The 24710-nt window shown below is 34.1% G+C and carries 24 protein-coding genes and 1 pseudogene; 2 read left to right on the forward strand and 23 right to left on the reverse strand.

What is annotated here, in order from left to right:
• Positions 1 to 325: 325 nt before the first annotated feature.
• The 5 genes from AC1RRU_RS06435 to AC1RRU_RS06455 form a co-directional block, all read right to left on the reverse strand.
• Entirely contained in the window at positions 326 to 862 is a 537-nt protein-coding gene (locus AC1RRU_RS06435; protein ID WP_162838998.1) for a YwhD family protein, read from the reverse strand.
• 40 nt (positions 863 to 902) lie between these two features.
• The gene (locus AC1RRU_RS06440) at positions 903 to 2219 is read right to left on the reverse strand and encodes an HD domain-containing protein (protein WP_172592541.1); all 1317 of its coding nucleotides are present in this window, start codon (positions 2217 to 2219) and stop codon (positions 903 to 905) included.
• Positions 2220 to 2238: 19 nt separating this feature from the next.
• Positions 2239 to 2715, reverse strand: a complete 477-nt coding sequence (locus tag AC1RRU_RS06445; RefSeq protein ID WP_016930869.1) for a GNAT family N-acetyltransferase — start codon at positions 2713 to 2715, stop codon at positions 2239 to 2241.
• Between the two features lie 115 nt (positions 2716 to 2830).
• Positions 2831 to 3367, reverse strand: a complete 537-nt coding sequence (locus AC1RRU_RS06450; protein ID WP_016930868.1) for a flavodoxin family protein — start codon at positions 3365 to 3367, stop codon at positions 2831 to 2833.
• Positions 3368 to 3611: 244 nt separating this feature from the next.
• Positions 3612 to 4547 carry an aldo/keto reductase gene (locus AC1RRU_RS06455; protein WP_016930867.1) on the reverse strand — a complete coding sequence of 312 codons (936 nt, stop codon included), beginning with the start codon at positions 4545 to 4547 and terminating at the stop codon, positions 3612 to 3614.
• A 129-nt stretch (positions 4548 to 4676) separates the two neighbouring features.
• On the opposite strand from AC1RRU_RS06455, the gene hypR reads away from it, so the two are divergent.
• On the forward strand, positions 4677 to 5117 hold the full coding sequence (gene hypR / locus AC1RRU_RS06460) for a redox-sensitive transcriptional regulator HypR (RefSeq protein ID WP_016930866.1): 441 nt from the start codon (positions 4677 to 4679) through the stop codon (positions 5115 to 5117).
• Positions 5104 to 5241: pseudogene (locus AC1RRU_RS06465) on the forward strand (hypothiocyanous acid reductase MerA); the annotation flags it as partial. The gene hypR and the pseudogene AC1RRU_RS06465, both read left to right, overlap by 14 nt.
• Positions 5242 to 5817: 576 nt before the next feature.
• Here the strand turns inward: AC1RRU_RS06465 and AC1RRU_RS06470 are convergent.
• The 18 genes from AC1RRU_RS06470 to AC1RRU_RS06555 form a co-directional block, all read right to left on the reverse strand.
• Positions 5818 to 6228 carry a YolD-like family protein gene (locus AC1RRU_RS06470; protein ID WP_049395440.1) on the reverse strand — a complete coding sequence of 137 codons (411 nt, stop codon included), beginning with the start codon at positions 6226 to 6228 and terminating at the stop codon, positions 5818 to 5820.
• Positions 6229 to 6343: 115 nt separating this feature from the next.
• A complete protein-coding gene (locus AC1RRU_RS06475; protein WP_049395442.1) occupies positions 6344 to 6526 on the reverse strand; it encodes a CsbD family protein in 183 nt (60 codons plus the stop codon).
• A 216-nt stretch (positions 6527 to 6742) separates the two neighbouring features.
• A complete protein-coding gene (locus tag AC1RRU_RS06480) occupies positions 6743 to 8146 on the reverse strand; it encodes an N-acetylmuramoyl-L-alanine amidase (protein ID WP_049395443.1) in 1404 nt (467 codons plus the stop codon).
• Positions 8146 to 8415 (reverse strand): phage holin, encoded by a 270-nt coding sequence (locus tag AC1RRU_RS06485; protein ID WP_049395445.1) that lies wholly within the window; start codon positions 8413 to 8415, stop codon positions 8146 to 8148. The genes AC1RRU_RS06480 and AC1RRU_RS06485 overlap by 1 nt, the downstream gene beginning before the upstream one ends.
• A gap of 45 nt (positions 8416 to 8460) precedes the next feature.
• Entirely contained in the window at positions 8461 to 8859 is a 399-nt protein-coding gene (locus tag AC1RRU_RS06490) for a hypothetical protein (RefSeq protein ID WP_070839274.1), read from the reverse strand.
• Entirely contained in the window at positions 8843 to 9262 is a 420-nt protein-coding gene (locus tag AC1RRU_RS06495; protein ID WP_037549617.1) for a hypothetical protein, read from the reverse strand. The genes AC1RRU_RS06490 and AC1RRU_RS06495 overlap by 17 nt, the downstream gene beginning before the upstream one ends.
• Positions 9263 to 9273: 11 nt before the next feature.
• Positions 9274 to 9573 (reverse strand): hypothetical protein, encoded by a 300-nt coding sequence (locus AC1RRU_RS06500; protein WP_049379115.1) that lies wholly within the window; start codon positions 9571 to 9573, stop codon positions 9274 to 9276.
• Positions 9574 to 9616: 43 nt separating this feature from the next.
• Positions 9617 to 9772, reverse strand: a complete 156-nt coding sequence (locus tag AC1RRU_RS06505; RefSeq protein ID WP_037540968.1) for a hypothetical protein — start codon at positions 9770 to 9772, stop codon at positions 9617 to 9619.
• Entirely contained in the window at positions 9750 to 14843 is a 5094-nt protein-coding gene (locus AC1RRU_RS06510; RefSeq protein WP_493196474.1) for a phage tail spike protein, read from the reverse strand. Before AC1RRU_RS06510 ends, AC1RRU_RS06505 begins: the two co-directional genes overlap by 23 nt.
• A 15-nt stretch (positions 14844 to 14858) precedes the next feature.
• Complete coding sequence (locus AC1RRU_RS06515; protein ID WP_240559666.1) at positions 14859 to 16352, reverse strand: phage distal tail protein; 1494 nt, start codon at positions 16350 to 16352, stop codon at positions 14859 to 14861.
• 10 nt (positions 16353 to 16362) lie between these two features.
• Positions 16363 to 21690, reverse strand: coding sequence for a peptidoglycan DD-metalloendopeptidase family protein (locus AC1RRU_RS06520; RefSeq protein WP_493196475.1), 5328 nt, complete (start codon positions 21688 to 21690; stop codon positions 16363 to 16365).
• Between the two features lie 203 nt (positions 21691 to 21893).
• Entirely contained in the window at positions 21894 to 22427 is a 534-nt protein-coding gene (gene gpG, locus AC1RRU_RS06525; protein ID WP_486578942.1) for a phage tail assembly chaperone G, read from the reverse strand.
• Between the two features lie 71 nt (positions 22428 to 22498).
• A complete protein-coding gene (locus AC1RRU_RS06530) occupies positions 22499 to 23089 on the reverse strand; it encodes a major tail protein (RefSeq protein WP_486578941.1) in 591 nt (196 codons plus the stop codon).
• Positions 23090 to 23095: 6 nt separating this feature from the next.
• Entirely contained in the window at positions 23096 to 23491 is a 396-nt protein-coding gene (locus AC1RRU_RS06535; RefSeq protein ID WP_486578940.1) for a hypothetical protein, read from the reverse strand.
• The gene (locus tag AC1RRU_RS06540) at positions 23484 to 23909 is read right to left on the reverse strand and encodes an HK97-gp10 family putative phage morphogenesis protein (RefSeq protein WP_034172777.1); all 426 of its coding nucleotides are present in this window, start codon (positions 23907 to 23909) and stop codon (positions 23484 to 23486) included. Before AC1RRU_RS06540 ends, AC1RRU_RS06535 begins: the two co-directional genes overlap by 8 nt.
• Positions 23909 to 24232 (reverse strand): phage head closure protein, encoded by a 324-nt coding sequence (locus tag AC1RRU_RS06545; RefSeq protein ID WP_034172776.1) that lies wholly within the window; start codon positions 24230 to 24232, stop codon positions 23909 to 23911. Before AC1RRU_RS06545 ends, AC1RRU_RS06540 begins: the two co-directional genes overlap by 1 nt.
• Positions 24202 to 24525: a head-tail connector protein gene (locus AC1RRU_RS06550; protein WP_034172775.1), complete on the reverse strand. Its 324-nt coding sequence runs from the start codon at positions 24523 to 24525 to the stop codon at positions 24202 to 24204. Before AC1RRU_RS06550 ends, AC1RRU_RS06545 begins: the two co-directional genes overlap by 31 nt.
• Before the next feature lie 8 nt (positions 24526 to 24533).
• Positions 24534 to 24710 (reverse strand): hypothetical protein, encoded by a 177-nt coding sequence (locus AC1RRU_RS06555; RefSeq protein ID WP_167371331.1) that lies wholly within the window; start codon positions 24708 to 24710, stop codon positions 24534 to 24536.

Here is a 24710-nt window from a genome sequence, read left to right on the forward strand (position 1 = left end):
ATTAAAAATCATGTAATATTTATACTGAAAAACGAAAAATAATTAATACTAACAAAACTCTTTACTGTTAAAACAATATTTGCTTTTATAGTTTTGTATAGATGTGCATATAATTTTAACTTTGCAACAGAATCGTAATGAGCATGATAGATAGTGAATATCATATTGGTGAACCTTTAAAATAATTACTGAGTATTCATAGCCAGATTTGATTGGAACAAAAGATTTTAATACTATTGAAATTAAATAAGCCAGTAAGTGTATTTATACAAATGCACTTACTGGCTGTTTTAAGCGTAGTGTCCTACTCCTAATACTGTTTATATTATTCAAAAGCTTTGAATAATTCCTCACTAGAATTATTCCACATCTCTTCATTATGAGATTTTAAAAAGTCTGCTAAAACTTTTTTATTTTCCTCACCAATGTGGTCAATGATAATTTTATGTTTCATAGATTTATCCATCATATTAACATGTTCAGGCATACTTTTATAACCACGTCGTATACTTTTGTTAACTAATAAATAACATGCAGTAACACCAGCATAATATGGGCCACTCTCACTACGTTCAGTAGTCACCCAGCAAAGCCAATATTCTTTAGCTTCTTCGCCTTCAACTTCCGATTTGTCATTTATCCATTTAACACCTTTTTCAACTTGAGCACGTGCATGCATACCACCTATATCTATAAACGCCTCTTTATTCGCAACATCTATAAATACTGGTGCAATATTATCTAAACTAATTGAGCCAATATTCGTCCCTTTATGCCCATCAAGCGGGTCATTCTTGATAATATTAAATTTAAAACCTTTGTTCTCAGACACACATGACACCTCCGAAAAACTTGAATTCATAATCTCTATATTATGCGTTATATATTAAAGTTTCAATGGCTTAATTCAATTCATTAAGTAGATTAATAATAGAACCCTTAGTTTGTGGATTCTCAATATTAAGAATCATTTCTTTAGGATAGTATAATTTATAATCTTCACGATTAATACCTGTAATACTTGAAATAACGAGTGATTGACTACTAATTTCTCTAATACTACCATTACGTCTTAATAAATGTATTGGTTGTCTATTAGAACCAGGTCGATCATAATCATATGGTAAATCAGAGAAAGCCTCACTAACAAAATAATAGTTCGGATCAATATTACCTTCTATGAACAACTCTTGTAGCTCAGTAATAGTAATAATTGAACCATCAAATGGAATATATTTAAATAAGTCTCTATTTATAAAACGACGTGCTAAATCACTGAGAATTGCATCATCTTCTTGTATCCATTTCTTCAAATAATAAAGTACGACGACTTCATCTAAATCAACGTATTGCTCAATTGTAACCTTCTCTTCAAAAAAAGGAACAAAATCTTCTGGGTACATCTTAAAATGGTACCCCTCATTGTACAATTGTTTAACACGTTTCAAACAATTATTTAACAATACTTCTCCGCCTCTACTAACAGGATGAAAGTATATTTGCCAATACATTTGATAGCGACTCATTATAAAGTTCTCAACGGCATGCATTCCACTCTCTTTAATAAGAACTTCATCTTTAGATGGTCTCATTAAACGTAAAATACGTTCCATATCAAATGTGCCATAAGAGACGCCCGTAAAATAAGCATCTCTTTGTAAATAGTCCATTCGATCAGCATCAATTTGCGATGAAATCATAGAAATTACAAGTTTATTTTGATGCGTTTTGTTAATTACTTCTGCAACTTCTTTAGGAAAAGTACTCGATACGCGACTTAAAACTTCATTAACTTCAGTAGGTCCAGTAATAATTGCTTGCGTAAAGGCTTCATGGTCTGTATTGAATATCTTTTCAAAACTATGTGAAAATGGACCATGACCTAAATCATGTAATAATGCTGCACATAATGCCAATGGTCTATCTTCATTGTTCCAAGCGTCTCGTCCCACAAATGATTCGTCAATCATGCGTCGCACGATTTCATATACACCTAAAGAATGTCCAAAACGACTATGCTCTGCAGTATGAAAAGAAAGATATAATGTACCTAGTTGCTTAATACGACGTAAACGTTGAAACTCTTTTGTCTTAATAAGATCCCAAATAAGTTGATCTTTGACGTGAATATATTTATGAATAGGGTCTTTGAATACCTTCTCTTCAGCTAATTTCTGTTCAACATAAGGTGTTTGCGTCAAATAAATCCTTCCTCTCATTACAGTATAGTCATAGCGTTTATATACTTCTCTTCATTAAAGCTAAATCCAATTGTTCTCCATACATTTCTGGTTGATAAGAACGTACGATTTCAAAATCATTATTTTGATAGTATTGAATGGCATCTTTATTTTTATTATCAACTTCTAAAAATACTGCATCATATTTACCGTCAAATTGTTCTAATCCTTTCTTAAGTAAACTAGAACCATAACCTTTATGTTGAGATTCTGGATGTACATAATGCGCAGACAAATACAATTCTTTACCATAAATGAAATTAGCAAAGCCAATAATTTCATCATTATCTTCGGCTACTAAAAATAGTTGTTCTTCTAAACGTTTCTTTAAATGTTGCTCATTATAAGAAGCAGCTAATAACTCATTTATTGTTGATGCTGCATAAATATTTAAATATGTGTTATACCATGCCTTAGTAGCAACATCTCTAATTGCTACGACGTCATTTGGTGTAGCTTCTCTGACTTTAAACATACTTGATTCTCCTGACTTTACTATGGAATTAATAATGAAATTATATCACAGTACTTATACAATCGCTTAATATAGAATATTTATCGGCGTAGTTTAATATACTTTTGAATTAGGCTTACGCTAATGTTTCATTCCATTCTTTAGCTCTTTCTAGTGCAAACGTATCTTTCGAAATATCACCTGGACGTTCAGCGGTACCAATTATATATCCATTAAGTTCAGCACCAATAAAATCTAATGTATATTTCATTTGAGTAATACCTGGCTTAGCTTTCACTTTAGGGCAGTCTCCACCAACTAAAATAAGTCGAAAATCTTTCTTTGCCATTTTTTCTTTAAAGTCTTTGTAGTTATCGTCTATCAAAGTTTCAGACCAATGATCAATAAATGCCTTTAAAGATGCAGAAACACTATACCAATACACCGGTGATGCAAATATGACCGTATCACTTTCTAAAACTTGATCAATGACCTGTTTATAATCATCGTTATAGCTTGTAATATCTCTATTCTCGTGACGAAAGTCTCTTACAGGATTGAATTGATAATCGGTTAAGTCAATCCATTTATAATCTAATCCCTCAACTGCTGACTTAGTAAGTTGTGCTGTATTCCCCTCTGGACGACTTCCTCCAAATAAAACTGTAATCATTTTTATCACTCTCTCTTAATTTATATTAAAAAACTATTCCCTTATTCATTGTTAACAACATAAACACTTCATACTTACTTAATATTTTACATATTTGCCTAGTACCCTTATTTCACGTAATATATGTGTATTTTTAAAAATAAAAAAGAATCATTACTATTTATTTCAGTTATAAAAAACTCTTACACACATATAAACGGTGTAAGAGCATCAATTACTTTATTTAATTTTACCTTAACTTATTTTATTCAATCGGAAATAATTCATCAATTTTGTTCAGTTCATCATCTGTTAATTGAATATTTGCCGCTTCAATATTTTGCACAACTTGTTCAGCACGTTTCGCACCAGGAATCACCACATCTAACGCTGGACGCGTTAAATAGAATGCTAGAACCACATTAGCAATAGATGTGTTATGAGCTTCCGCAATGCCTTGTAATTGTTTCACTCGTCGAACATTATCATTAAATACTTCCGGTTGGAAATCACGGCGAGGTGCACGATGATCATCAAACGTTTGATTTTCTTCATACTTACCAGCTAAGATGCCTGATGCTAATGGGAAGTATGGTATAAATGTAATATTATTTTCAGCTGCATATTTCATGACTTCTTCATTTTCACGATGTAATAAGTTGTATTCTAATTGCACTACATCGACATAACCATCTTTATTCGCTTCCTTAAGTTGTTCTAATGAGAAGTTAGACACGCCTATCGCTTTAATCTTGCCTTCATCTTTAAGTTCTTTTAATGCAGCAACTGCTTTATCTTTCGGTGTATCTTCATCTGGAAAATGAATGTAGTATAAATCAATATAATCTACTTGAAGGCGTTTCAAGCTATTCTCAACTTGCTGTTTTAAATAATCTGGATCATTATTTTGTACGACTTCATCATTTTCTTTAATAACATGTGAACCTTTCGTTGCAATTTGAACTTGTTCACGAGGATACTCTTGAACTACTTGGCCAACTAATTCTTCAGAACGTTCAGGTCCATAAATATAAGCTGTATCTAGTAACGTAATACCGTTGTCAATTGCTTTACGTACAACATCTTTACCCTGTTCTTCATCTAAATTTGGGTATAAATTGTGACCACCTACTGCGTTTGTACCTAATGCAATTGGAAATACGTGAACATCTGATTTACCTAATTGTACTAAATCTGCCATCTATAATCGCTCCTTTATTCTATATAACTACTTATAGTTTACCCATTTCTTATTATGACATTCATATTGACTTTTGATGAGCAATGTATTTTAATGTAACTAATCAAGTTACATTAAAGGCGGTATATTATGAATTTAGAATTCAACATTGCAGTACACGTGCTAAGCTTTCTTACTAAGCATTCCGAAGAACAATTCAATAGCCAGGATTTAGCAGAACTTACCTGTCTTAATCCTGTGCAACTAAGGCGTGTTACCACTACACTTAATAATCAACAATATATAGATTCAATTCGTGGAAAAGGTGGTGGCTATCGAGCTAATGCGCGCACTCCAACCATCACCTTAGATACACTGTATCAACTTTTCGTGTTAGATAAATTACCAACACAACGTATTTTTACTGGTAGCGAAGAAAGCTATTGTACAATCTCTAGAAATATCGCAACCACTATGAATAAATACAAAGAGCAAGAAACTGCACTAGCGCTCAACTTTTATCGTAACTTGACAATTAACGACGTAATTAAAGATACACTTCAGGAGGACACATCAAATGACACATTTTAATTTATTAGTTATTGGCTTCGGTAAAGCAGGAAAGACACTTGCCAAGTACGCAGCATCACAAGGTCAACACGTCGCTTTAGTAGAACAATCCTCAGACAACTTTGGAGGCACATGCATAAATGTATAATGTGTGTACTTCCATATATTTTTTATGTATAAAACCCGTCGAATTCGACGGGTTTAGAATAACCGTATCGAAATCGAGGCGGTTAAAATAAAAAAACCACGCTCATAAGAACGTGGTAAGAATATAGCGTTAGCCTCTTAAAATATAAAACTGTTAATCATCACAAACTTGGGTAATAAAGATGTATTGTAGATTTATTATAACATAAAAATAAGGCAACCGTCAGTAACAGTTACCTCAAGTACACTCCGCAGATGTGTACCGCAATTTCTATTTGATTATAACATAAAAAACCTACTGTGGAACGAATCGCCAGTAGGTAAAACTCCGCAACCACTACTATATATTACATTCGCGACTATAAAATATAGCTTATACGGTTGCGGGCCATTTTTACGGTTTCTGTCCCACCGTCAAAGTCATAGTCGTATCCATCCTTCATACAAGAAGCGAGTCCGCAATGACAAGAGAATGTAAATATATTATAGCATATTTGCGACTGACATTGATGTCAGTCGCTAGAAAATTACTAGAAATCTACAAAAAAACACCTATTCATTTAGGTGTTTTTTTCTATTCTATACCTACTATCTCACTTAATTTAATCGTAGTTAAACTAGTTCCCTCATACAAATATAGTAATTGCATATGTGGGTCTACTTTGTGTAGGTAGCCCTCTTTCTTTTTAATATACCCATTTTCAAAGTAACTCACGATAATTTCGGGGTCACGATACATTTTGAATATGAGTGTGTCGTTTAGAACATTCAGTTGATGGTCGCTTAACTCGGGCTTATCTATTTTATCTTGATCTTTTATGTACTGTTCTAAACGCTCATACTGTTCTGGCAATGTTTTAAACGCCGCCCACTTAACTATGCCACGTCCTTGTGGAATGCGTGGATTTAGATATTCACGTGGTATTTTACGATAATCTGTTTCATAGCAATACGGTTCAGGCATATCTGGACTAATTTTTTTCATAAATAATCACCTTGTGAACATTATAGAACGTATGTTCGTTTGTGTAAATAAAAAAAGAGCAAGCTCTTTGCGATACTCACTCTTTTTTATGACAAGTACATTAATTATATTATTCTTATTTCTTAAATTTATCAACAAAGTCATTAACTTTGTCTTTTGCGTTTTCAGTAACTTCTTTTACTTTACCAGAAGCTTTATCTTGTTTGCCTTCTTTTTCCAATTCTTCGTTACCTAAAGCATTTCCAGCTGTCTCTTTAAAATTACCTTTAGCTTGTTCGAATTTATTTTCATCTGCCATGTTAAAGACCTCCATTTTTGTTATTATACACAGGACGATTCAATTATACCCAATTTAATAAATCTTAAACATAAAAAATAGCCACCCAGTGACATGTGTGGGTGGTTATAGATGTAAAAGGAAGTACTTATGACTACATGTGAATTGATTATAACACAAAAAAAGAGGGCAGTCGCTAGGACTACCCTTGTGTAATGTCGTGGTAATTTAATTATATCATTTCCAGTCTATTTTACCCCAATATTTCTCTTTTTTTATTTTTTGTTGTTTATCTGTAATTTTACAAACGGCGCAGTAGAAATCTTTTTTGCTTGAACCCGGTTGAACATATCTAAATCTGATCCACCAGTAACCATCTTTCTTGATTACTTGGTCAAACGGAACGTAATCTCCGTTGTATAACCATGAGCCACTTTCAACCACAGTGCCTTTAAGTCCCGGTGACTTGCGTACTTTAATTGTACTGTTGGCAGTAAACTTACCTGCCCAATTCCATGTTGTTTTTATTTTAGATGGCTTACTCTTAGGCGCATTGATTTGTCTACCATTGATAGCCTCTGCAATACGCTTAGTAAAACTATTGATGTTCTTAGTTATATAGTCCATGTCCTTTTTACTAGTGATGAAACCTAACTCAATCAATCTGTAATTTAAATTGAGTTGACCTGTAACGTTAGCATTTAATAAATCATTTCTAGGTGTCACACCTCTAATTTTGCCAACTGTCTTACCTAGAGCGCTAGATAACGCTTTGTCTATATCATCTGCGGGGTATCTGTCGCTTACAATGACATGTCCGCCACTTGCTTGTGGACTAGCAGCATCTAGGTGGAATTCTACAATCACATCAGGTTTCACGTTCTTTTTAACCCAATATAAACCATAATCTGAATAGTTGCCTACACGTTGTCCATATAACGTGTCTTGATACAAGTCTTGGTTCATTGATTTGCCACCGTATAAAACAACCGTATTACCTACACTCTCAAGATACTTCTTGATTCTAGGTATAATCTCTTTTCTATTAAAATCACGTTCATTATATCCATTTGCCACTGCACCGGGATCGTTTGAATAAGCACCTTTACCATGACCAGCTACAAGTAATATTTTCTTACCCTTCTTAGCTTTCGCTTTCTTAACTGGCTTAGCTTTGCTTTTGACTTTGTTTTTAGTCGTTGCTTTAGCATAGAACGGTCTAATAAACCACATAGGGAAGTCGTAACCATGTGTACGTCTTGTTGTTACTTCTGGTGGTGTCCAATAAGCACCACCCAACCAGTTTTGTTCAAGTATCGTTATAGAGTTAGAAGTAGCAGAGATGACGACACCAACATGACCATAACCCTCACCATAATTTCTGTTGAATATTACGACATCACCGGGTTTAGCTAAGAATGATAATGTATTTTCATAAACAGTAGCTTCACCAGTAAAATTGTTCCATGTAGGAATATCCGCAGCGCCTACACCTTTTAAAGTATGACCGAATAGGTATAACCAATATTGATTTGCTACATCGAAACATTGATATCCATAAGCAAGATCAGGGTTTACTGCTTTACCCTCTAAACTTTTTAGATAACTTATAGCTTGTTTATATGTTCTAACAGATACCATTAAAAATCATCTCCATTCATTCGAGGTGCAGCACCTGTTGTGTCTGTACCTGCTTTAACTTCACGCAATTTTTGTTGCCCTTTTTGTGCTGCGTGAGAGAAATTATTATTTTTCCACCAAGTCCACAAGGAAACTGTTCCAGTAATAATAGAACTGATAGTCACTTCGTCTACTGGAATAGGGGATATATGTTTCGTAGCTAAAAATTGGTTAACCCAAGCTAAAATAAATACAATTGTTCTAACGATTGAACCTACATCTGTTTTCATGTATACACTCCTTAATAAATTAAAAAGCCGACGCAGTGCGCCGACTTAAAAGAATGCAGCTGCAAAACCTAATGCTCCGACAAGTACCGAAGCAATACCACTGATAATTGCAACTATAATCTTTACGTTATAACCTTGTTTTTCTTTAATGACTTCGCTAAACGTTTCAAGTTGTTTGGTATGATCTTTTACTTGATATTTAACGTCTGTAAATTCTTCACCAAAGTTACTCATCGTTTCAGATAGTTTTTCTAAATGTTTTTCTGAGCGTTCTTGACTTTCAAATGCTTGTTTTTGATAGATGATTTGTTTATCTACCTTATTATTCAAATCTTTCAATTCACTTGTGTGTCGTTTATCATTCTCATCTATTTTATGATAAATTTCCCTGTTATTATCGATAAATTCTTCCCTTAACACGAAACGTTCATCTTTTTCTTGCAACGTCAGCACCCCCGTTAAAAGCAATTAACGCATTAATCATTGCTAAGGTTGCAAACTGTACTGGAGTTAACCAGTTAATCGCATTAAATATACTTGCGGAAGTTAATAAAAAATAATAAATAGCGTTGCCACTTCCACCTACAATTAACAAGAAATTAAATTTATTGCTTATTTGTTGTTTAGGTAAGAATACAGGTGCAAGAATGATAAACAAACTAAAAATCATGCCTAGAACGCCCCATAACCAAATAGGCATAACTTGATGAAGTGTTATATAGAAGTCGCTATCGCTTAATACAGTGCTTTGTTCTTTAGTCCAAAAGAAGCCTCTTTCAAACATGAGCAGACCAAAACCGAAAATAAAGATAGCTAACACTTTGTAGTTAAATGAATTTTCTTTCACATTTTCAACTCCTATTCTGCGTTAGTTTCAGTTGTTTCTTCCACGTACTCTAATAAAGTTGTTAGCTTTACTGGTTTAACAGTTACTTTTTCTGGAATAATACCAAATTCATAATTTAGTTCGTTTAAGCTGTTTAAACGACTAGCAAGTGCTTTAATTTTATTTAAATCATCAAATTTAGTCGCGGTATTTACATTAGTAGTAGGGTAGAACTGTCCTCTAAAGTCATTAGATAAAGCTGCTTCTTCTCCTTTTTCATTCACTTGTACTAAGATATAACTTTCTGTGTTTTTTACGATTTCATTTGCCATGATAAATTCCTCCTAAAATTTGGTATAAAAAGAGTGCTAAAGGTTACTCTCCTTCAGCACTTGTTTGTTCATTATTTTGTTGTTCTTCTTGCTCTCTAATTACTGCTCTTAACATTGCATTTTCTTGTGAAAGTTTAGCGTTTTGAGTAACTAACTCCTCGATAACATAACTTGGATTAGCTTGTAATTGATTGTTCATTTAATTGTTCCTCCAATGTGTTTGTTTTTTCGTTTAGTTGTTGTATTGATCTAAGTGCCCATGTAACCATTTCATAAATATTAACGCCATCACCATAAATAAATTCATCAGGCGTTTTATAATCTCTACCGATAATTACACCTCTATGGTTTAAACCTTTTTCTTTACCTTCTTCATTTTTATATTTGAATTGATAAAGATCTAAGTCATTAGCGATGACAGTTAGAGCGTCATAGTCCCACTTCTTAATATCTGTTTTATACTGTTCAAGCGATGCGTTATTAAAGGCTGATGCTCTAACTGGTTTGTAACCAGTATCGCCACCGTTCCAGAATAAGTTATTTGTAACACGTAATTCATTACTTGATACACCAATATAAAAGTCTTTACCTACTCTTGTTCTGATAGTGTTTGATGCAATGTGTTGACACTGAACATCTCGATAATTTGTATTATCCCCGTTATAACCATTCGTATCTGTAATACGCAAAGCACCATCTGCTAAGACATAAGCATTACTTCCTTTAGCAGTTAAATCTCCATATAATTTATCCGCAAAGAAATGACCTGTCCCAATAGCACCATCTTTATTGGTAGCATAAATTGTACTGTTAATAGAACTTTTACTAAATCTTATTCCTGAACCATATTGTGACGTATCACTTGAAACATTACCGTATTTAAGAACACCGTCTGTGTATGCACCACTATCGTTTTGTTTTACATACATAGCAAATTCATTGTTTCCAGTTCGGTTATCACGATAAGGTCTAAAGTAAATACCATAGTTACTTTCAATATTTACAGTTAAGTTCGCATTTAAAATAATACGACTGTAATCACTTTCTAATGCTACTGCACCGTATGTGGAGTGTAGTCGAACACCACGAGAGGTATCATTATATTTTGTAGAGTGGAATTCTAATGTTCCTGCTGTTTCATCTCCTGCACCTGCAAGCATGGTAGATAAACCTTTTTCGGTTAAGTATAAGTTATATCCAGTCGTTCTATTTTGTACTTTTACAGTACCGCCTTGAATACCTAAACGTAAATTAGCGGTATCAGTTTCGTTTGCCCAAGTACGCGTGAAAGAACCATAAGAAAGGATAGAATTGTTTCTAATATCTAAATAATCAACACTATCCCCGCCTCGAATGCCAATGTTATTAACATTAATATCTAAACCTTCAGGACTTAAATTTAAACGGTTAATAACCTCGTTTTTACCGACTTTATCATCCACTCTACTTGCCATCACATTGAAGTCTTTATTGACTGTAATATCTACCTTATCGCCTCTAAGTTGAATACCGTTTTTATCCATTGTGTAAGATTGGATATTACCATTTTCATCGTAACTTAAATTTATCCCCTTAGTTGTGGCTGATATTTCTGAAATCACTTGAGATAATGTTTTACGACTAGCATTGAATTTTTGTTCATCAACTTTTAACGCTATTTTATCACCATTTTGAGTGATTGATGTTTCTAGTTTAGTCATGGCTACGTCATTAGATCGTTTATAATCGTCTGTGTATGCTTTGGCATTTGTCTCGGCGCTATTTGCTTTAATAACTGCATATTCTTCTGCTGCTGTTTGTGCTGCATTAGCTTTACTTTGTGCGTCTGCCTTTGCCATTTCTAGTTTGTTTTTAGCATCTTGTATTGCTCTTTGTTCTTCATCTGACACGATACCGTCTGCATATGCTTTTAATTGCGTTTCTTTTAAATTGTCTTGAGCGTCTGTATACGCTTTAGATGCTTTTTCTGCGTCTTGTTGCGATTTTTTTGCTAACATTTCTATATCTTCTGGTGCAGGCGTCCAATCAAGCTCTTTTGTCCCTTTATATAAGCTCATTTTCCCAATAAAATGGCTGTCAACGTTAGGTATCAATACAATTCTTATATCTTGATAAGTTTTTGTGTTAAATCGAATAATGTTATCAGTTGTATATCCTATAATCGTGTTAGAACCTTTATTATAAAATACTCCCGTTCTTACATTTTGGTCTGATTCGTGTATTTTTAAAATATAATCTGTATTTTCTTCAAGTGTAGGATTAGTACCATTACCTCTGTCATAGAAATAGAAATTAAGTGTTCTGTTAGCGTTTAATGTAACGCTATAAGCCCCATTAATTACACCGTTGACAATATTTTGATGCGGAGAATAATATGATTGTAAATAATTTCGGTTTGTAGATTTAACGGAATCTATACCACTGTTATATTCAGTTATTGTCACTCTATCCTCAATTTTATTTGCAAGTTGTATGCGGTCACTATCAGCATTATCTAATCTTTGAACTATATTGTTTTGATCTGTTTTATAGTCTTGTTTAGATACTTTACTTTCAATTTGCGTAGGTAAAATATCAAGTGTGGCTTTATTACTTTTAACTGTCGTTTCTAGTGGTGTAAGTCGTCCATCAACATTCTTCAATTTTTGCTCTACATCATCACTTTTAGCCATTAAACTAATTTGTTTATCTAATTCTGTTATATTTGTTTCATTAGTTGTTACGCGTGTTGTGATAGGCACTAATTGATTAGATGTATTTTGATTTGCTGCCTCTTGCGCCTCTTGTGCTTTTTGCTCTGCGTATTCTTTTGCTTCATCACGTTTTGCTATTGCGTCAGCTATTGCTCGTTTTTCTTCATCTAATACTTTTCCGTCAGCATATGCTTGTATTTCTGTCTGTTTTAACTCATCTTGTGCTTTAGCGTATGCTTTGGATGCTTCTTCTGCTTCTTGTTTAGAATTTAAAATTTTATCTTCAACATCTTCTGGCGCTGGCGTCCAATCAGTAGCAACATTGCCATATTCCAATTTAACTTTGCCTACATAACCATTATTTATGTAGGCTTTATGTGTCATGGCATTACCGCCGAAGAATAACTTTATGTCCTTACCTATTCTATCTTCGCCCACTTCGAATGTATGTGTAATTCGTGGTTTGTCATTCGCTAAGACATCTATATTTCCACCGTAATATAAACCAAATTCACTTGGAATATTTTCTGTAAAATGTGGCTCAAAGCCTAATGAATAAGTACCAGCTTTTTCAACACTAGCAAGTATAATGTAATCGGTAATTTTTTCACTATTTCTGATTAGGTTTCGACCACCAACTTCAATGCCATCTATCTTATGCTCAATACTTCTTACATTTGCACTAATTTCATCTTTAGTATTTTTAATTTTACTATCTATTTCCTTACCTAAAACACTGTTTAAATTGCTTATTTGACCGTCTGTATAATCTTGTAATGTAGTTTTAAGATTTTCTACTTCATTACGATTAGGAATATCAGCATATAATTGTTGATTTTCACTATCCCAACGACCATTAGGCAACGATTGAGCTATTTTATCCATAGCATCATTAAACTTCTCATCAGTATATTGTGATTGAAGTAATTTCAAGCGTTTCTCAATAGAAATTTTAGCGTCAGTAACGTATTTATATAATGTTTGTAACTTTTCTCTATACACTGTAAATAAAGTTTGAGTATCAACCAACTTACCTATCGTTGCTGTATCTTCATCCATACTATCTAAATTAGTTTTAATCTCTTGATATACACCGTCTACATCCAACAATGCTTGGTTTAAATTACCTTTCAAATCATCATCAACAAGATACTCATTATTTAACACATCGTACACATCATTTTGTAATTTACTGTGTTGAATAGTTAAATTGATGAAACTATTGTTTAAATCTCTGTACATCACTTGCTCACGTCTTAAACCACCGATTTTTTCTACATCATCAGCTGTTTGAGTTATCCATTTACCATTCCAGTAACGACGTAGTACTGCAACATCAGGATTTGACGTGTCATACCATAACGTATCGTTTTGTGGATTTTCTGGTGGCTCTGTACCTTTAAATATCTTACGCTCGTAATATTCTAACTCCCCAGCTACAACATCCCTCACAACAGTATTAACATTAGATATATTGTCATTAAGTTTTTTAGTTATTTCATCTAACTTTCTATTAAAGAACTCTCTTAGTTTTGTTTCTTCGTACTCAATGACATTGCCAAAGGTAAATTCACTCTCATCTGCTAGCCAGTTGTATTTAATACCTATAACTTCAGCTTCTATATATAACGGTGGTCTGAAATCTCTGTCTTTCACTCTGACAACATCTCTTAGATGCACTGTTACATCGTTATAATATTTATGAATATCAATTGAAGATACTTCATAACTTATCGCTGCTTGATTACGTTTGTTGAGTTCTGTTTTAGCAAGTGTAGTCAAACGTTTAAGCGTCATGTTCTCATCGTTACTTTCAGGCTCATATACATCCCAAATATAACGGTTAGGTAGTCCGAAAATCTCTTGTGCTTCATCATCTACTACAACAGTTTCAATTCTTGAACCATCTTCTTTTTCAGGCCCTACTGCAAGTAAAGCAGTTTTGACTTCAGATAGATCAATCGTTCTTGTCATACCTGTTAAATCTTTACCTTTAGTGATTTCCTTACCTTTAAATAAGTTTTTAGGTTTAGTGATTGATACATAACGATGTTCAACAGTATGTGCGCCTAATTCAATATAAAAATTAGGGACCATGTCGTAAGTAGTACAAAGCATATAAATTAAATCAAACGGATTAGTGTGAGAATTCCATGATGTTGTTCTGTTGCCACCATATTCTGTATCATCGGATACTTCCCAACCTGTATCAGCAAGTGTTTTAAGTAACGCTTGTGTTGTTGTATGTGCTTCAAATTTACCAGGTTTAATTGGTTTAGCAGTTTTTAAATCTTCTAAGTAACTAGCGTTACATTCAATTTCAGTTGTACCGTCAAAGTTATCTATAATGTGGATGATAATAAATTCTCTGAATGTACCGTTATTGTCTTGAGCGATAATACGATTGCGTTCTCTTAATTTCTCTGCTCGAGTATTTTCAATTGTAAAATCAAAAGTTTCTGTTTTTTCTTCTACGTTCATACTCATTTCAGCATTAATCAATGCACCATCACTTTGACTAATGAAATCAATAATATTGTCATTAAAATCAAGTACATGTATTCCTACATTCTTCACTTTTTCACCTACAATCTATAAAAATCTGTCTTGCCAATACACTGTCGTGTCATATGTGTTTTCTGGATAAATCATACATTCATTAATCCCTTTATTTATGTTAAAGAAGTCACTACCAAATGTTTTTAAATCGAGTGCAGGTTCTTCATTGATCGTTACTGTCTTTTCTTCCATATTAATGTTGATTAAATCACCTTTTTTAATAATTAAATCTCTTGCTTTAGGTGGTTTAGGTAAAATCTCATGATTATAACTACCTAAAATTGTTGTTGGCATATGATAATTGTTGCCATTTTTAGCAATATAGATACTTACTGCTGATATAGGTCGTTGATAGAAGTTCCCACTATCAATAAATACCTTTTCTGTCACATCTACTGGCGTAATTCGTTTAGGATAGTCTACTTCGTCATATTTCCATGTTTTTATATAAAACTTATCTCCAATACGTTTTAAACGCATATAAATTACTATATGTTTCCATGTATAAAACTTAGGTGCATTTGTATATCTATATATTGTCTTTTGATTACCGTTTTGGTCGAATAGTGTCACATGTATTGTGCCTATATTTTGCGTTGCTCTAGGATTACTATAACCAATAGAAGCAATCACACGGTTATCTGTATCATATACATACTGTGTTGCATGTGTAGCACCTTTTTTACTTTGATTAACATGTATTTTAACTGTCGAACTAAAATCTTGAGTGCTTTTACCGAATGAGTGCTTATATTCTGCACCATTCCATCCACTTGTACTTGTAATACTACTTTCATTGAGCATGAAAGCGTCTTTTGAAGAACTCATTGCCATAGAACCACCAACTGTTCCACCAGTTACATTATCGTTAATAGTACCGTTAGTGACTTTAGTCCATCCAAAGAAAGAACGCATCTCATCATTAAATAAAGTCGGTGTATAATCTTCGACTTTCTTATCTAAATCGTCATCACCAATCATGAAATAATCTTCGTCATTCTTCGTGATAGAGAAATAACTCGCATTCTTTAATGCAGTGGCTTGCACAATGATAGGACTATCGGCTGTACCTGTACTTACGACTGATACTTGGTCAGAAATAGCTGTGTTTTTAGTGCCTTCTACTGCGTATTTGTAAGGATCAAGTAATGTAACTTTTAGAGAGAGTTCAGCTTGCATTCCTACATCTTTATCTAATTCAAAAGGACCAGTAATATAAGCGTTCCAATACCAGTTTTGGCTTTCGAACTGTAATTTAATTGGTTTATCACTATCTATTCTTTTTACTAAATCATTTATGATATCATCATGATTTTTTTGACCGTTTCTGTTTGTGTGAGTGTCATTCCTTACTATCAAAGGTATTTCAAATTCTAATGGACCTATCTTTCTATCTTTTAATACACCGCCAGTTCTACCTGGTACTTCTTCGACTTCTAAAGCATAATTAAAAGAGGGTATTTTGAACCCTCTTTCGATATAAATATCATCCACTTTTTTATCATTAATAATTAAAGCGTCGCTCAAAATATCCCTCCTAAGTCACACTAGGTTTAAATCTAGTTTTTCTATTTTTATGACGTTCTCTTTTATCAACGATTGTATTTACTTCTTCACCTAACGAATATCTATCAATCACATTAGATTTGTTTGCAATACGTTCATTACTATCTTCTAAGTTGAATAATGTAGAAATAATTGCGTCCATTTTTTCAACTAAAGATGTTAATTTAACATTCTGTTCTTTTAACGCTTGATACTCTAAGTTTCTACGCATCTCTGTTTGCTGTTGCTTATCTTTTTCTTCTCTAATACCATCTGCAAAGCGAGAAATTGCTTCATATACTGCTGATTGAGTGCGATTGAAGATATCACTATTAATGACACGTTCAATAGCAGCGATTGATACATCATTAGGGATAATTTGCTCGCCACCTCGTAAGTTCATGATTTCGCCACCTTTTTCAAACACAGTAGCGTAACCTTTACGAGCATTGTTTGTTCCTGTGGCGTACTTTTTACGTCTACCAGTTGGCCCCCAACCAGTTAAGCCACTAGCCATTCGACGTTTCCAGTAAGATAAATTAGCACGCCAATCTGTGTTATTGAAGAAAGCAAGTAATTGGTCGTATCCGTTCTTGATGTTTTTATGTCCTCTAATAGCATAGCTGTTAAATGAACCTGGTGTGTATTGTAGTAATCCTTGCGCTTCATTACCGCCACTATTTTGGTCTTGAATTTGTTGAGTAACACCAGCATTACCGCCACTTTCTGTTTGAATAAGTCGAGCAACGTCATTCACATCAGCGTTTGAAACTCTTACTCCTATTGCTTTAGCTGCACGTCTAATATCTGGTTTCCAAGCACTTGCTGATTTAGATACTCCACCTTTACTACCATTATGCGATTTTAACCATTTAACTGGATCAATAGAATGCCCTGTCATTGAGCCGAAACCGTGTTTATTCATTTCATAGTGTAAGTGAGGCCCACTACTTGAACCTGTATTACCGGAAATACCGATAGTGTCACCAGGTTTAACATGTTGTCCGTTTTTAACAAGCCATTTACTAAGGTGTCCGAAATAAGCATCGTAAGGTTTAGCTCTTACGATGATATGATGACCGAAACCAGATGCTGTATTTCTTGTTTCAACTTTACCTTCTAAAGGCGTTTGTACTTTTTCGTAAATATAAGGTAAGTCAATACCAGGGTGCGCCCAGTTAAACGGATAACCAGGTGGTGGACCATTAGGACTATATCGAGTAGTGATGTTATTAAGATATTTAATATATCTACCATCACCATCTCCTTCTGATGCATCATCTAACCAACCACCGAATAATGACTTAACGCCTTCTTTTAGTTGTTTCCACATTGCGTCCCAAAGCATTTTAGGAATTTCACCATTAACCATACTGAAATCAACGCCGAATTCTTTTAGGACTTTATTAACAAGTTTTCCAGGACTACCGACGTATTGTAATAAGTCGCCTGCTTTTTCTTTAGCCCATGTCCCTGCAGCACCTAAAGCGCCTTTAGTCGTGTTTATCATTTTCTTAGCGCCATCACTAAGTGATTTAACTGTGTGTTTAGCACCAGAGCCAATATCCTTAGTTTTATCAGTAACATATTTCCACGCTTCTTTTGCAGCGCCTCCAGCACCACCTGCACCGAAACCACCTTGTCCCATCATTTCCCCAGCATCAAATGTAGGATGATTATGTTTCTTGCGTTTCTTAGCGTCTCTTAGCATACGTTTTCTAACATCTTCACCGCTATCTGTACCACGAGAAAATTTAGGAATAAAACCTTGATTTTGAAGTTTTTGAGTAGTTTTACCATTAATAACTCTATCGCCTTTATTTAGAGGAACAATAACATCTCGTCCTTGTGGTGCATAGATAGAGCCATTACTACGTTGGATTAATTCTTGATGTCCATTTACTCCTGTCCCGTTACCTTTACCTTTATCATTAACTGTTGCTAATGTAGGTTGATTAATAGCACCATTTGATACGAAACTTTGTGAGCTTGCACCTTCTGTACCAGTAGAGAGTTTAGGTATTTTACTATCTATACCTAATTTGCCACCTACCCAGTTCACTGCTTTGATTAATGCGTTCAGACTTTTCTTGACTGCGCTTACCATTCCAGTAATATGACCTTTGATTTTTTCAATGATATTTTTAAGTCCGTTAGACATATTGTTAAATGTTCTTCGGACACTATTCCATAATCCTTTAGCCATGTTTACTGTCGTATTCTTGATACTACGCCAAGTGTTTGACATAAAGCTTTTAACACGATTAAAAATACTGCGTGTGCCTCTATAAAGACTGTTAAATGTGTTACGAACTCCTGTCCATAATGATTTAGCAAACTTAACTGTTGTATTTCTAATATTACGCCAAATGCTACTCATGAAACTTCTGATTTTATTAAAAATACTACGTGTTCCTCTTGATAAAGCATTCCAAGTTGATTTTACGCCTGACCAAAGACTTTTAGCGAATTTAACTGTGGTATTCTTGATGGCGCGCCATACACTAGACATAAAGCTTTTTAACTTATTAAAGATACTACGTGTTATTTTAGATAAACTATTGAATATCTTTTTAACACCATTACTTAAACCTTTAGCGAGTTTTATCGTTGTGTTTTTAATGGCGTTCCACGCTTTACTCATCCATGATTTTAAAGCGCCCACTATTTTCTTAACGCCGTTACTCATACTGCGAATAGCGTTTATTACACCACTTTTTATAGCGTTCCACGTTCGGGTTGAAATAGATTTTATGGCATTCCACGTTGTAGAAATAAATTTCTTCAAACCACTAATCACAGTTTTAGCACCATTAACTAATGATCTAATAATTTTCAAAACACCGTTCTTAATAGCTGACCATGTTTTTAAAGAATTGTTTTTAATAAAATTCCAAATACCTGAAATAATGTTTTTTAATGCTTGAATAGGATGTTGAACAGCAAACTTTATAGCGTTCCATGTTACTTTTGCAGCGTTTTTTAAAGCATTCCAGATAGCGATAGTTGAGTTCTTAATTGCGTTCCAAATATTGATAATGTACGGTTTCAAGAAACCAAATACTGCTACTGCACTATTTTTTATTGCGTTCCATGCATTTATTACAAAGTTACGGAACGTTTCATTATTCTTCCATAAGTAAATAATGGCAGCCGTTAAAGCACCAACAATTGTTATTACAATGCCTATTGGACCTGTCATAAATCTTAGTGCTAGACCTAAACCTTTAGTTGCAAGTGCGGCAGCTTTAGTGACTAATGCCCATGCTTTAGTTGCAGCAGTTGTTATTTTTGCTTGTATAGCTTGTCGTTTCATTCCTAATGTTGCAAATGCACCTTGCGCACCTAACAACTTCTCTGCACCTGTAACAGCAAGTAAAGCACCTCTCATACCACTCAAAGCACCTTTAACTAAAAATATTGGTTTAAGTAATAATAAGATAGCACCTGTCAAAGCTACTGTTGAACCTAATATTTTACCAATCATCGGATGTGTATTAACCATGCTTGCCATCCAACCAGTTATAGCATTAGTGATCGACAATGTGACTGACGCAACTGGAGCCATGCCTTTTACAAGTCCCCAAAGGACACCAGTAATATTTTTAATTAATTGCCATACTTTAGGACCGTTAGTTTCTAGGTATTCAACAAACTGTTTGAAACCATCTGAACGTTTTAATTCTTCACTCCACTTTCTAAATCCTTCTGTTACACTTTCTATACCTAGTAACACATTATGAGAGTGACCGCTAAATGCACTGAACAGATTGAATAAACCAGCAAATACATTGCCGAATATTCTTCCAACAATAGGCAAGTTAGTTTTAGTGTATTCAACAAAACCGTTTATCGCTTTGGATCCTTCAACACTATTTGCCCATTTTCTAAATGACAATGCCATATTCTCAAAGCCTTGTGATGCCCACACGAATAGTGGACTTAGCTTATTAAATACAGCAGTTGTACCGTCTAAGAAATGGAAACCAGCAACTAATAGATGCCCGAAAGCTTTAGAGCCTTCAGTATTTAATATTTGAAATGCTTTTTTAGCATTATCTGATGTTCTTGCCCATTCTAATATTGAGTGGCTAGACACTTCTATTTGTGCAGCTGTATCTGTTAAAAATGGTTTAAGACGTTCTAATGCAAGTCTAGCTGTGTTAATTCCGTTAGACATGGTGTTAAAGATATATGATTGGTTTTGAGCGATAAGTCCTTCCCATTCGTTTTTTAAACTACTTAACACACTTTGATAACGTCTTGTTTCATTAGTTAATGCTAATTCGCCATCTTCTAGTTTTTTAAGTGCATATGTTGCTTGGCCTGCAAATACATTAATCGCGCCCATACCAATACCGAATGCGCCACCTAAACCGATAGCGCCACCAGCTAATGATGTGAGCATGCCACCAATACCAGCACCAGCACTTACAACTGAACCCATAATAGGTATTAAGTTAGCAAATTGTGTAGCCATGATTTCACCCACGACACCTTGCGTAACTTCTCCAACACTTCGTAAGGTTGTTGCTATTCTATCTGCACTATCTCTAGCACCTGCAAAACCTGCTCCCATTAATGTAGTAGCTAATCTCACTTTACGTTGTGACCTAGCAACTTCATCTAATTCATCTGAAAGCTCATCTGCTCGACCTTGTGCAATTTGCATAGCAATACTTTCTTTTAAAATATCATTACGCAATTTGTCGGCTTGTCTACTTGTAGAACCGTGTGCTAATGATACTTCTTTTAAATTTTGTTTAAGCAAGTTAATGTTAGCTTTAGACTTAGTAATAGTGTAATTCATTTCTGTTAAGTGATCTTTGTAGTTATCAACTGAACGTGTACCTTGTTTAAAAGCAATTTCACTAAGTTTTGCTCTATTTTTAAGTTCACCTAAGCTATTTTTAACTTGGTCACTTGAACGATTAAATTGCTTGTAAGCTAATTCTGTCTCTTTTAATTCACGATTATAAGTAGAAAGTTGATTTTCTGCTTGTTGTACTGCTCTTGATGCACTATTAAGCTTTCTTTTTTGTTCTTCCGTTACTACATTAGATTTACTTATTTCAGCTCTAACATCTTCCAAGCTATCTTGTCGTTTTTTAAGCAAACCTTCTTGTGCTGTAATTGCTTTACCTAAGTCTTTTTCTCTGTTTGCTAATTGTTCAGCGCTTAACTCATTTTTCTTAAATTCTGAACGTTGAGAGCGTAATGATTTATTGATATTCTTTAGTTCTCGTTCTAATGTTCTTGTGGAGGCTTTTATGGGATCAACATCCATTGAGATCTCTGCACCTAAGTTAAAATCTGCCATTATTCCACCTCCTTATTTTTAAATTAATGCCATCATTTGTTCAGGACTTAACGCTCCTGCTTTCGCCACTTTAGAAGCCTTACGCTTACGTTTTTTCGTATTGAAGTATTTATCGAAATCTTCCATAACAATTGCGTCAACTTCATGTGGTTTGTACTGTGCGTCCTCGATAAAATGACGGTAAACTAAATAAATATCTTCGACTATTTCGTCTGCTGTTTTGTCTTTGTTGTAGTCGCTTTTTTCTTTGACTTTCCCGCGTCATTACTAGCAAAGATTTTACTATAAGTATCTGGTAAGCTGTTTTCTACTTCTAAACCGTCAAACACTTCATCAATCGTGAATTGATTGTCGAATACTTTAACTAATAAATTGGCGAACTCATCGTAAATCTCGAAATCTTCATCGTTGCCTTCTTCTTTGATTTGTTCATTTAGTTCTTCTGATTTATTTAAAAACTCTTTATACTCATCTGTTGCTTCTAACTCATCTAATTCTTGATATAACTTTTCTGCTTCTTCATCCGTTTCTACATCTGCTAATTTGTTCTCTACTTTTTCGATTTTGTTTAAGATGCCACGATGTTTACGGTATAAGTTTTGTAGCTCGCCGATTGTACTAAAACCTGTTTGTAATTTTTGTTCGAATTCTGCTTGTGCTTTAACTGCACCTAAATTCAATTTATCTTTAACAAATGTTTTATTTTTACCGTCGATTTTTAAGATTACTTTAGCCATTTAGTATTGCTCCCTTATTAGTTATTTTTGTATACAAAAATAGGCGACCTATTACAGTCGCCTTAAATTATTTATGCAGCTGGTGTATTGTCAGCAGTCGTCACTGTGTCATCGCCATGAATTGCTTTATAGAAATCTTCTTCGTTGAAATCTGGATCTGCACTATGAATACGTGCAAATACTAATTTGTCATTATCACGTTGTACGAATGAGCCTTCCATTTCTACTTGGTCTTGTTGTTCTGGACTATCTTCCATAGTAGAAGCGCTTGTGTTTGGAATGTTGAAGTTACCACGAGTTAGACCATAATAGATGAATGAACCATCATTACAACGATATTTCCATGAAACTGATAAATATGGAGGCACTAAATCAGAAGTGTATAATTCCATACCTTTGTCAACTTTTACTCCTAAGAACTGTTCACGTTCTTCTTTGTTTAATTCCATTAAGTTTGCTGTAACTGTTGCACCAGTAATACCACTGAATAAGTTTAATTTTTTAACTCCATCTGCATATACTGGTTCGTTACCTTGTTCTAATTCTAATTCGATTTCTTGTAAGCCAGGAACGTCAGTTAAAGGACCTACTTCAAATCCGTTACCTGATTGACGACGTGCTTTGAAACCTTCACATGTAATTGCTACTTTTTTATCTGCCATTATTAATTACTCCTTTACTGGTAAAATTATTTCGTATTCATTCATTTGATTAAAAAGGCCGAGTTCCTTATCTTTTGAAAGGTCTCGGCTTATCACTCTGCCATCATACTGTTTGATAATGTCGTTCACATGTTCACTTACTGTGTAAGTAGTGTTGATATCATTACCAAACGTCTCAATGGCAAATAAAAAACGATAGTATTCACTATCGCCATCTCTATATATTGTGTTTTGTAATAATATTTCTGTAATTCTTATCAAAGGTGTGTATTCTGCTTTTTGATAGTTTTCAGGAATTTCAAAATTAAATATTTTAGGTTGCTTACTAGAATTGAGTAATCTCTCTAACTCTTTATTGCTTTTTAACCATGAATATACACGTACAATAGGATGTCTAGTCAATATCGACCATATTCCTTACTGCTTCTTTATATATCGCTAAAATAGGTGCTTTACTCATTTCTAATGAACGTCGCATAAAGTGTTGTGGTGGTTGACCCATAGAACGTGTGGAGGGACGAGTACCGACATCAGGAAAGTGGATATACCAACCAGCATCTTTACGTTTACGACCTTTATCAAAACCAACTGTTTTAGTTGGATTAAGTTCATCACGACTGAAATTAGAGATTTTTAATACCTCTATTGCATGAGTTGAATGTGTTTGTCGCTTGTGTACTGGTGTATTAGCCTCAATGTTAGCTTTGTAGAGTTTTGCAGCCTTTGTTACTGCCTGTTTTGATTGCTTTTCACTATTGATAACTAATTTTCTAATTTTATCTGATATATCCTTATCACTGTCGTAACGTTGTTTAGTCATTACTCTACCACCTCGCATTTCAACATTTGACGCTCTAAATCTTGTAAGTCTGTTTCGATATATTTAATCTTGTATCCTTTTCCTTTGAATTCAACTATCATATCTGACTGTATATCAGCCTTTTGTCGATAACGGATAATAAAGTCGATTGTTCCCCGTCTTGCCTCTAGGCCCATTTCTCTAAATTCTTTTATTGTAGTTTTTGACACTTCGCAATAAGGAGTGGCAATCAACTTCTTATCTGTTACATATATACCTTCATCATTGACTGTTTCAGTTTGGTCATAAATCTTTATTCTATGTTTGAGCCTTCCGATTTCCATAAAGCATACGCTCCTCTCAAACTTTGAATAAGCGCTAGTGATGAAGGAGCTACATTGTGCTTAGCGAATTGACTTGTAATTGATCTATTCTCGTAGTGATGACCAACTTGGTTAATCACAGCTAAGTTGTAAAGTGCATTACCTTTATAAAAAGCATTTGCTTTGCCATAACCACTTACAGCGCCCTGTATTTCTTGTTCAGACGCTTGTATCAACCCTAAAATTTCATCATCATCAAAATCATGGTCAACTCTTAAACGATTTTTAACTTCTTCAAGTTCCAAAGTAAGCATTTAATCACCTACTTTTTATCTTTATTATCAATACGTTCTAAGAAAGGACCTTTAAATCCTTTTTCGCTCAATGTTTTCTCTACTGCATCAGCACGTTTTACTGTCATTTCGACTTCTTCATTCTTTTTAAGTACACGCTTTAACTCTAAGTCGTTATATTGTTGTTTAACTTTAAAATTAGCCAT

It is taken from the genome of Staphylococcus sp. GW821-FHT11H10 (genome assembly GCF_058807855.1).

Excerpts from the sequence above, each read along its gene's own strand:
- AC1RRU_RS06435 (WP_162838998.1), bottom strand. The coding sequence starts at position 862 with ATGAATTCAAGTTTTTCGGAGGTGTCATGTGTGTCTGAGAACAAAGGT.
- AC1RRU_RS06440 (WP_172592541.1), bottom strand. The coding sequence starts at position 2,219 with ATGAGAGGAAGGATTTATTTGACGCAAACACCTTATGTTGAACAGAAA.
- AC1RRU_RS06445 (WP_016930869.1), bottom strand. The coding sequence starts at position 2,715 with ATGTTTAAAGTCAGAGAAGCTACACCAAATGACGTCGTAGCAATTAGA.
- AC1RRU_RS06450 (WP_016930868.1), bottom strand. The coding sequence starts at position 3,367 with ATGATTACAGTTTTATTTGGAGGAAGTCGTCCAGAGGGGAATACAGCA.
- AC1RRU_RS06455 (WP_016930867.1), bottom strand. The coding sequence starts at position 4,547 with ATGGCAGATTTAGTACAATTAGGTAAATCAGATGTTCACGTATTTCCA.
- hypR (WP_016930866.1), top strand. The coding sequence starts at position 4,677 with ATGAATTTAGAATTCAACATTGCAGTACACGTGCTAAGCTTTCTTACT.
- AC1RRU_RS06470 (WP_049395440.1), bottom strand. The coding sequence starts at position 6,228 with ATGAAAAAAATTAGTCCAGATATGCCTGAACCGTATTGCTATGAAACA.
- AC1RRU_RS06475 (WP_049395442.1), bottom strand. The coding sequence starts at position 6,526 with ATGGCAGATGAAAATAAATTCGAACAAGCTAAAGGTAATTTTAAAGAG.
- AC1RRU_RS06480 (WP_049395443.1), bottom strand. The coding sequence starts at position 8,146 with ATGGTATCTGTTAGAACATATAAACAAGCTATAAGTTATCTAAAAAGT.
- AC1RRU_RS06485 (WP_049395445.1), bottom strand. The coding sequence starts at position 8,415 with ATGAAAACAGATGTAGGTTCAATCGTTAGAACAATTGTATTTATTTTA.
- AC1RRU_RS06500 (WP_049379115.1), bottom strand. The coding sequence starts at position 9,573 with ATGGCAAATGAAATCGTAAAAAACACAGAAAGTTATATCTTAGTACAA.
- AC1RRU_RS06505 (WP_037540968.1), bottom strand. The coding sequence starts at position 9,772 with ATGAACAATCAATTACAAGCTAATCCAAGTTATGTTATCGAGGAGTTA.
- AC1RRU_RS06520 (WP_493196475.1), bottom strand. The coding sequence starts at position 21,690 with ATGGCAGATTTTAACTTAGGTGCAGAGATCTCAATGGATGTTGATCCC.
- gpG (WP_486578942.1), bottom strand. The coding sequence starts at position 22,427 with ATGGCTAAAGTAATCTTAAAAATCGACGGTAAAAATAAAACATTTGTT.
- AC1RRU_RS06530 (WP_486578941.1), bottom strand. The coding sequence starts at position 23,089 with ATGGCAGATAAAAAAGTAGCAATTACATGTGAAGGTTTCAAAGCACGT.
- AC1RRU_RS06540 (WP_034172777.1), bottom strand. The coding sequence starts at position 23,909 with ATGACTAAACAACGTTACGACAGTGATAAGGATATATCAGATAAAATT.
- AC1RRU_RS06545 (WP_034172776.1), bottom strand. The coding sequence starts at position 24,232 with ATGGAAATCGGAAGGCTCAAACATAGAATAAAGATTTATGACCAAACT.
- AC1RRU_RS06550 (WP_034172775.1), bottom strand. The coding sequence starts at position 24,525 with ATGCTTACTTTGGAACTTGAAGAAGTTAAAAATCGTTTAAGAGTTGAC.
- AC1RRU_RS06555 (WP_167371331.1), bottom strand. The coding sequence starts at position 24,710 with ATGGCTAATTTTAAAGTTAAACAACAATATAACGACTTAGAGTTAAAG.